Genomic DNA, 8,626 nt, shown 5'->3' on the forward strand with positions numbered 1-8,626 from the left:
CGGGGCGGCTGGCAGCGGCGGTGGGCTTGTGGCCGCTGTCGTAGAACTGCGCAGCACGGAGCAGATCGAGTACCGCCTGAGCGCGCAGTGCGGCTGCGACCAGCACGCGCACATCCAGGACGAGTCCGGCGAGCGCCAGGTGGAGTACCGCCTTGACGGGGTTGACCGCCCGCTTGAACGCATCGGGTCAGGGTGGGAAGAGTTCGGCCGCGCGGCTGGCACCGAGCTGGGGACCGACGTTGAGATCGACGAAATGCGTGCGGCTCTGGCGGGGCGCGACCCCTGTACCGGTGAGCAGCTGGTCGCTCCCAAGATGGCAGTCGATCCGTGGGCAAAGCTAGCGGCCCAGCCTTTGGTCGACGCAGTGCAGGCGGTGGCGCTGGCTGCGGATCCCTCCCGCCCCGGCGGGATGGATCCCGTGGAGCTTCTGGGATCGCAGCGCTTGGCGGCGCGGTGGCGGCGGTTGGAGCGGGGGGTACTGCGGGACGGTGCGGCCCACCGCGCCGCGGTCGGCGATCTGGAGGCGGTGGCGGGAGCGGCCGGGGTGGACGCCTCGATGCTGTGGAACGCGGGCGATCTCGCCCAGGCCCGCCGGCACTCCAAGGATCGCGTAGCTGTCGGCAATATGGGCTACGACCTGGTGCTGAACATGCCGAAGAGCATGTCGGTGGCGTACGGGCTGATGAGTGAGGAGGATGCGGCCGAGTTCGAGGAGATCTACCTCGACTCGGTGCGAGAGACGGTCCGCGCCGTCGAGGAGTGGACCGCCTATGGATTGGCCGGGCACCACGGCGACGGCGGACGGGCCCAGAGGGTCGAGTCGGACGGATTCGCCGCGGCGGTGACTCTGCACCGCTCAGCGCGCCCCGTGGGCGGGCAGGCCGGCGATCCGCACATCCATGCCCACGTGACCATTCCGAACCTGGTGAAGTGCGCCGACGGGCGGTGGCGCACGTTGGCGGCCGGCGGGCGCGACTTGCACCGCCACGTCGCGGTGGCGGGGGCACTCGCCAAAGCGCGGATGCGGCGCCGGCTGACGGAGCGGTATCAAGCCCGCTGGGAGCGCGACCCGCGCTCGGGAGAGTGGGAGATCGCAGGGTTCGATGCAGACCTGCGGGCGCAGTTCAGCTCGCGCACGCACCAGATCGATGCGCATGCCGCGGCGGATGCCTCGCCAGCGCAGCGCAGGGCAGTCGGCCGAGCGCTGGCGGAGGCGAAGGGCCGGGAAGGGGAAGCGGGCAGCGCCCGCACGGCGTGGCATCGGCGTGCCCGGGAGGCGGGCCGGGTTCCGGAGCGGGTTCTTGCCGCGGGACTGCCTGGGCTGTCTTCGAGCCCGGCTGGGCTCGCGAGTCCGGTCGACCTGGAAGCTCTGCTGGCCGCGGTATGGGACCCGGAGACGGGGGTGACCGCGCGGCGGAAGGTCGTCACCCGGACCCATGTCATGGCGGCGGTGCTGGAGGCCCTTCCGGAAGGAGTCTCTGGGCAGTCGGAGTTGGAGGTGCTGACCGATGCCGTGCTGCGCAGCAGTGAGGCGGTCGCGGTCGGGGGAGGGCCGCAGACCCATCTGTCCAATTCCGACCAGTGGACATCGCGCAGGATCGAAGAGGCTGAGCGGGCCATCGCCCTATCGGCGCGGAGCCGCCGAAGCGAGGGCGCTGCAGCGCTTTCGGCTGACGAAGCAGCGCAGGCGCTGGCGGGTTTCGAGGGGCAGCGCGGATTCGCGCTCTCGGATGAGCAGCGGGCTTGCGCTGTTCGCCTGCTGGTGGAGGGGCATGGCGTCGAGGCCGTGCGCGGAGTGGCGGGAGCAGGTAAGACCACGCTGATGAGCGCGGTCTTCGAGGGCTGGTCTGCGGCAGGGCTGCGGGTTGCCGGCGCGGCGACTGCGGCGGTGGCCGCAGCGAACCTGGAGGCCGAGTCGGGCATTGCGGCACGCACGGTGGCGGCGTGGCTCGCCCACATCGAGTCCGGCCGCGGGCTCGAGGGGGTTGACGTGCTCGTCGTCGACGAGGCGGCGATGGTTGATGACCACTCGATGAAGGCCCTGGTGGAAGCGGCAGAGCGCGCCGGTACGAAGGTTGTGGCGATCGGTGATCCGGCCCAGCTCCGTGCGGTGGGCGTCGGCGGCTCGTTTGCGGCGGTGCATCGCATCGTGGATGGTGCGACTCTGCGTGAGAACCGCCGCCAGCGGCGGTCGGTGGACCGCCGTGCCCTGGACATGTGGGTCGATGGGGGCCGTAGTGGCGCATTGGCCGTGTGGGGCGAGTCCGGCCGGGTGCATGCGGCAGAGCGGTCCCATGAGGCGCACGCGGCGGTTGCCGAGGGGTGGTTGGCGGATCGCGGGGGGATTGCGGATCCGCTGCGGGCGGCGGAAGACGTGCTGGTGCTGGCGGCGCGCAACAGCGACGTGGATGAGCTCAACGTCCGCATGCGTTCGCTGGCGCGCCGGCGGGGGTGGCTGGGTTCTGATGATGTGGGATTCGCGCTCCGCGGCGGAGGCCGGCTGGATGTGGCTGCCGGGGACGTGGTGCGGGTGCGGCGCAATGACTATCGGTCGCGGCGCGGCGCAGGGCCCGATGTCCTCAACGGTGTGCGCGGGGTGGTCGCCGAGGTCGATGCGCGTTCGGGTGTGCGCGTCCAGTGGCGCACGCGGGAGGGGGAGCGGAGCGCCTGGTTCCCGCCGGAGGCGGTGGCGCGGGGGGATCTGAGTCTCGGATATGCGATGACCATCGCTGCGGCGCAGGGGCTGACGTGTGAGCGGGTGCACGTGTACGGCATCGGTGCTGACGCGAATTCGCTGTATCCGGCGATGACGCGTTCGCGGGAGAGGGCGGATCTGTATCTGGCGGTTGATGCGCTGGCGGGGGTCGACGGTGCGCGGATCGGTTCCGACGAAGAGCTGCTGGCCGCTGCGGTGGGGGCTTACGGGCGCAGCCTCAGTGCTCGCGACGAGGTGATGGTGAGCGATCTGCTGGATGCGGGCGGGCAGGGCGGGAGCGTGCGCAGGGCTGCACCTCCGTCGATCCTTCAGGCGGTGCAGCGCCGCCGGAAGGGGCGTCCGTATGCCGGGCCGGGCCGGCGCGGTGGCGCGGAACGGCGGGGCCGCCGTGACGGGCCGGGTCGGCGCGGGCCGTGATCAGCGGGCGAGTGCGGCGTGCGCTGCTCGGGCGGCGTGCTCGTGCGGGCCCCAGCCGCGCTGTGCATACCAGGCTGCGATGGAGGCCGCCAGGGTGGCGAATGCGGACCGGGTGCGGGCGATGCCGGCCTGGGGCGCTTCGTTCGGTCCGGGGAGGTGCCGGGCGGCGTGGCGCAGTGCGGATGCTGCGGTGTGGTCGAAGGGGCGCAGCGGTGGTCGGGCTGCCTGGCCCCAGAGATCGTCGGCGCGGGAGAGCTCCGGGTGGAGGTCGGGCGGGGCTGCTGCCGCGGCGGCGCTGAGAGCGTCGCCAAGGGCGGCGGCGGTGGCAGCCCGGTGGCCTGGGCCTGCTGTGCCCCAGTGGGTGTGGGCGCCGCCGGCAGCGGCGGCGAGTGCGGCCCAGCCGGGCTCGACCGGGTTGTGCGCGGGAGTGGGGAAGCGGGCGCGGATGCGGGGCAGGGTCAGGTCGGGTGCGAGTTTGGCTCCGGAGAACCAGACGGGGTCGCCGGTGGAGTTGAGGTCGTGGGGCCAGGAGAGGGCGTAGCCGTCGAGGACGCTGTCGGTGTGATGGCGGTGGACGAGGACTCCGCTTGCGGTGAGGGCCGCGAAGTAGCCTGCTTCGCTTTCTGCGGTGGCAGCGCAGCGCCGGGCGACGCGGGCGAGGCTGCGGCGCGAGGGTTCTGGGCGTTCGGCGCGGATGGCGCGTTCGCGCTCGGCTCGGGTGGCCTGCGGGGTGGAGGTCCGGTCGGGGGCGCCGGTGGTGCGGAGCCGCAGCCGGTTTTCGATGCTTCGGCAGGCGTGCCGGAGCCGGAGTGCGTCGTTGTGGATGCCGGGCAGCCGTCCGTCTTGGCGAGCGAGGGTGGCGACGAGATGGATGTGGTGGCTTTCTGCGCCGTCGTGGCGGACGGCGATCCAGCGGCAGGCGCGGGGGTCGCCGGCAGGGGCGATTCCGGCGGCGTCGGTGAGGCGGTGGGCGATGTCGGCCCACTCGGGGTCGGTGAGGGCGCGGTCTTCGTGGGCGATGCGGACCGCGCAGTGCCAGACGTGGCGGGGGCCTCCGGGCAGGATGAAGCGGTCGAGGCGCCGGGCGAGATCGGGGATTGCGGCGGTCGCTGTGCGGCCGGGGTCGTGGACGCCCCAGTTGCGCCAGGCAGCGACGAGGTGGGGATCGATGTGCTCGTTGGCGCGTCCGGGGCCGTAGAGGTAGTCGAGGAGTGCCCGGGTGTCGCGCCCGCGCATGACTTTGGCGATCATGCGCGGGCGCTTTTCTGTACGGCGTCGGAGGCGGATTCGAGGGTGTCGATGGCGTCGGTGGCGCGGTGGAGTTGCGCGGGGCCGAGGTTTTCGGTGTGCAGGCGGTCTGCCAGGGCTGCGAGGGCGATGATGCCTTCGTTGAGGGTGACGAGGGCTTCACGCAGTCCCGGGGTGATGTCCAGGGTGGTGCGGGCGGCGCCGAGGCAGGCGTAGGCGGCGTAGCCGCCGACGGTCATGCCGTGCTGGTCGGCGGCGCGGGCGAGGAGGGCGTACTCGTCGGCGCTGAGGCTGAGCTTGACGTGGTGGTCGCGGCGTACGCCGGTGCGGCGGTCGCTGCGTCGCTGCGGGGGCATGGGGGCTTCTTACCACGTTAAGATCGGTTTACCGTCCGTATTAAGACGTGATGAAATCGCCGCTTTCCAGGCATCGTCCGGCGGGGCGGCGGCTGCCACGATGAGCGCCGCACGTAGAGCTGCGCCGGTGAGGGCGCAGCTGTCGAGAACGAAGGAGAGGGGATCGGCACCATGTCCGGTTCTCCCGGCAGCACCCGAACGGCGCCGCCGAAGCCGAAATGGACCCCGCAGAGTATCGCTGTCTGGTCGGCCGTTGCGGTCGTGGGTGCGGTCGCGTGGGGCATGATTGCGCTGTCGCGCGGTGAAGAGGTGTCGGCCGCCTGGCTGATCTTCGCCGCGCTGGCGTCCTACGCCATCGCCTACCGCTTCTACGCGCGGTTCATCCAGTACAAGGTGCTGATGACCGACAACACGCGGGCGACCCCCGCGGAGCGGTTCAACAACGGGGCCGACTACCACCCCACTGACCGGCGCGTGCTGTACGGCCACCATTTCGCCGCCATCGCCGGGGCCGGGCCGCTGGTCGGGCCGGTGCTCGCCGCGCAGATGGGCTTCCTGCCGGGCACGATCTGGATCATCCTGGGTGTCATCTTCGCCGGCGCTGTGCAGGACATGGTGGTCCTCTTCTTCTCGATGCGCCGCAACGGCCGCTCGCTGGGCCAGATGGCGCGCGAGGAGATCGGCCCGGTCGGCGGTGTCGCCGCGCTGATCGCCGTGCTGGCGATCATGATCATCCTGCTGGCCGTGCTCGCCATGGTCGTGGTGAACGCCCTGGCTGATTCGCCGTGGGGCGCGTTCTCGCTGATCATGACGATCCCCATCGCGCTGTTCATGGGTGTTTACCTGCGCTACATCCGGCCCGGCCGGGTGATGGAGACCTCCGCAATCGGCGTGGTCCTGCTGCTGCTGGCTATCGTCGGCGGCGGCTGGGTGAACGAGCACGCGGTGCTGCGGGAGGTCTTCCACTTCAGCGCGAACGAGCTCACGTTCGGCCTGATCGCCTACGGCTTCATCGCGTCGGTGCTGCCGGTGTGGCTGCTGCTGGCGCCGCGCGACTACCTGTCCACGTTCATGAAGGTCGGCGTCGTCGTGATGCTGGCCCTGTCGATCGTGGTCGCCTGGCCCACGCTGCAGCTTCCGGCGTTCACCGAGTTCGCGTTCAACGGCCAGGGCCCGGTGTTCGCGGGCTCGCTGTTCCCGTTCGTGTTCATCACCATCGCGTGCGGTGCACTGTCCGGCTTCCACTCGCTGATCTCTTCGGGCACCACGCCGAAGCTCATCGAGAAGGAGGGCCAGGTCCGGATGATCGGCTACGGCTCGATGCTGACCGAGTCGTTCGTGGCGATCATGGCGCTGATCGCGGCCTGCATCATCGACCCCGGCGTGTACTTCGCGATGAACATGCCGGCCAACATGCTCGGCGACAGCGTGCAGAGCGCCGCCGCGGCGGTCACCCAGCTCGGGTTCACGGTGGATGCGCAGACCCTGCAGTCCACCGCCGACCTGATCGAGGAGGAGTCGATCCTCGCGCGCACCGGCGGTGCGCCGACGTTCGCCCTCGGTGCCGCGCAGATCTTCTCCGCGGTGTTCGGCGGCCCGGCCATGATGGCGTTCTGGTACCACTTCGCCGTCATGTTCGAGGCGCTGTTCATCCTCACCACCGTCGACGCCGGTACCCGCGTCGGCCGCTTCATGCTGCAGGACACCCTCGGCAACGTCTACAAGCCGATGCGCGACGTCAGCTGGAAGCCCGGCCTGTGGCTGTGCAGCGCACTCGTCGTCGCAGCGTGGGGCTATTTCCTGTGGGCCGGCGTGAACGATCCGCTCGGCGGCATCAACCAGCTGTTCCCGCTGTTCGGTATCGCCAACCAGCTGCTGGCGGCGGTCGCCCTGGCGGTGTGTACGACGCTGCTGATCAAGTCGGGCCGCGCCAAGTACGCCTGGGTCACGCTGGTGCCGCTGGCGTGGGACGCAGTGGTCACGCTCACGGCCAGCTACCAGAAGGTCTTCTCGTCTGACCCGGCGATCGGCTTCTTCGCCCAGCGCGCGCAGTACTCCGAGGCGCTGGCGGCCGGTGAGACCAGCCTGGGAGCGACGGAGGGCGTCGACCAGATGCAGAAGGTCGTCGTCAACACGACGGTCGACGGTGTCCTGTCGGCGCTGTTCGCGATCCTCATCGTGATCATCCTGGTGGACGCGACGCGGGTGTGGATCAAGGCGCTGCGCAACGGCGGCACGCTGCCCACTGCCGAGGCGCCCTACGAGAAGTCCGGGCTGTGGGCGCCCGACGGCCTGATCCCGACCAGCGCGGAGCGGGCTGAGGAGCGCGAGCTGGTCGCCGCGGGCGGAGTCGCCTCCGGCGGATCGGTGACGACCGGGTCTCCCGGCGGCGCGGACGGGAAGGACGGCGGCGAGGACACTGCCGGCGAGGACGGCGGGCCGGGGCCGGAGAACCCGGGGAAGTAGGAGGGCAACGATGGCGCACACGGAGCTGCGCGGTGCTGCGCGGCGCGCAGCCGAGCGTCTCGGGGAGTTCTGGCAGATCGCCCGCGGGGTCGTGGGTGCCCGCGCCTACGAGATCTACCTGGAGCACCACCGGCGCGAGCACCCGGGGGTGGAGCCGATGAGCGAGCGCGCCTTCTGGCGCTGGCACATCGACAAGGGCGACACCAACCCGGGGGCCCGCTGCTGCTGACGCGCTGAGCCCTCCGACGGCCCCGGATCCCGTGCGGATCCGGGGCCGCTGCGCGTTCCGGGCGCCGAAGGGCGGCTGCTTGCGCGGCGGGTGAGCGGTGGAGATACCGGGAAGCCCGCCGGGCGCGCCGGGCGCGGGGGTCTGCCTGCGGCGGGGAAGCCCTGCCTTTGCGGATCGGGGACGAGCGTCCTATTATTTCCACCGAACTGGTAGGAAAAGTTCGTACTACCTCCGACCGCTCCCCTCCGGGAAGGCCCCATGCAGACCCTCGTGCTCCTCGCCGTCGTCGGCTTCCTCGCCCAACTCGTCGACGGCAGCCTCGGCATGGCCTACGGCGTGACCTCAACGACGCTGCTGCTGCTGATCGGCACCAGCCCGGCGGCCGCCTCGGCGACGGTCCACCTCGCCGAGATCGGCACGACCTTCGCCTCCGGGGTCGCGCACTGGCGGATGGGCAACGTCGACTGGAAGGTCGTGCGCCGCATCGCGCTGCCCGGCGCCGTCGGCGCGTTCGCCGGCGCCACGTTCCTCAGCTGGCTCTCGACCGAGGCGGCCGAGCCGGTCATGGCCGGCATCCTGCTCGCCCTGGGCCTGTACATCCTCATCCGCTTCACCGGGTGGGGGATCCCCACCAGCCGCCTGGGCCAGCCGCTGCGCCGCCGCTTCCTGGCCCCGCTCGGCCTGCTCGGCGGGTTCGTCGACGCCACCGGTGGCGGCGGCTGGGGGCCGGTCGGCACCCCGGCGCTGCTGGCGTCCGGGCGCATCGAGCCGCGCAAGGTCGTCGGCTCCATCGACACCAGCGAGTTCATCATCGCGCTCTCGGCCAGCCTGGGCTTCCTGGTCGGGCTCGGCTCGGCCGGCATCAACTTCGCCTGGGCCGCCGCGCTGCTGGTCTCCGGCGTCCTCGCCGCTCCGCTCGCCGCCTGGATCGTCCGGCACTTCCCGCCGCGGGTACTCGGTTCCGCGGTCGGCGGCATCATCGTGCTCACCAACTCCCGGACCATCCTGAACGCCGACTGGTTCACGGTGGACCCGGCCGTCAGCACCACCGTCTATGCGCTGATCTGGGCGGCGTGGGCGGCGGCGGTGGCCTGGTCGGTCCGCGCTCACCGCGCTGACCGCGCTGCCGCCGCCGGAGCGGCGGCCGACGGCGCCGCGGCCGAGGGCGCCGGCGGCGGCGAGTGGGAGGCCGAC

Annotated in this window: 6 protein-coding genes; 4 read left to right on the forward strand and 2 right to left on the reverse strand. The window is 71.6% G+C overall.

Translation table 11 applies throughout. From position 1 onward, the window contains the following. Positions 1-28 precede the first annotated feature (28 nt). The gene (mobF, locus tag ACYVGT_RS19145) at positions 29-3,133 is read left to right on the forward strand and encodes a MobF family relaxase (protein WP_460860285.1); all 3,105 of its coding nucleotides are present in this window, start codon (positions 29-31) and stop codon (positions 3,131-3,133) included. Here the strand turns inward: mobF and ACYVGT_RS19150 are convergent, their stop codons facing one another. Continuing rightward, positions 3,134-4,384: a relaxase/mobilization nuclease domain-containing protein gene (locus tag ACYVGT_RS19150; protein ID WP_460860288.1), complete on the reverse strand. Its 1,251-nt coding sequence runs from the start codon at positions 4,382-4,384 to the stop codon at positions 3,134-3,136. Continuing rightward, on the reverse strand, positions 4,381-4,737 hold the full coding sequence (locus ACYVGT_RS19155) for a hypothetical protein (RefSeq protein WP_460860290.1): 357 nt from the start codon (positions 4,735-4,737) through the stop codon (positions 4,381-4,383). Before ACYVGT_RS19155 ends, ACYVGT_RS19150 begins: the two co-directional genes overlap by 4 nt. A gap of 171 nt (positions 4,738-4,908) precedes the next feature. Between ACYVGT_RS19155 and ACYVGT_RS19160 the strand changes: the two genes are divergently transcribed. From ACYVGT_RS19160 to ACYVGT_RS19170, 3 genes are all read left to right on the forward strand, one after another. Then, positions 4,909-7,203: a carbon starvation CstA family protein gene (locus ACYVGT_RS19160; RefSeq protein WP_460860292.1), complete on the forward strand. Its 2,295-nt coding sequence runs from the start codon at positions 4,909-4,911 to the stop codon at positions 7,201-7,203. A 10-nt stretch (positions 7,204-7,213) separates the two neighbouring features. Then, entirely contained in the window at positions 7,214-7,432 is a 219-nt protein-coding gene (locus tag ACYVGT_RS19165; RefSeq protein WP_460860294.1) for a YbdD/YjiX family protein, read from the forward strand. Positions 7,433-7,690: 258 nt separating this feature from the next. Then, the coding region (locus tag ACYVGT_RS19170) for a sulfite exporter TauE/SafE family protein (RefSeq protein WP_460860297.1) at positions 7,691-8,626 on the forward strand (936 nt) is incomplete at its 3' end.

The organism is Nocardiopsis coralliicola, assembly GCF_054779695.1.

Coding starts and splice junctions, on each gene's coding strand:
- ACYVGT_RS19150 (WP_460860288.1), bottom strand. CDS start 4,384: ATGATCGCCAAAGTCATGCGCGGGCGCGACACCCGGGCACTCCTCGAC.
- ACYVGT_RS19155 (WP_460860290.1), bottom strand. CDS start 4,737: ATGCCCCCGCAGCGACGCAGCGACCGCCGCACCGGCGTACGCCGCGAC.
- ACYVGT_RS19160 (WP_460860292.1), top strand. CDS start 4,909: ATGTCCGGTTCTCCCGGCAGCACCCGAACGGCGCCGCCGAAGCCGAAA.
- ACYVGT_RS19165 (WP_460860294.1), top strand. CDS start 7,214: ATGGCGCACACGGAGCTGCGCGGTGCTGCGCGGCGCGCAGCCGAGCGT.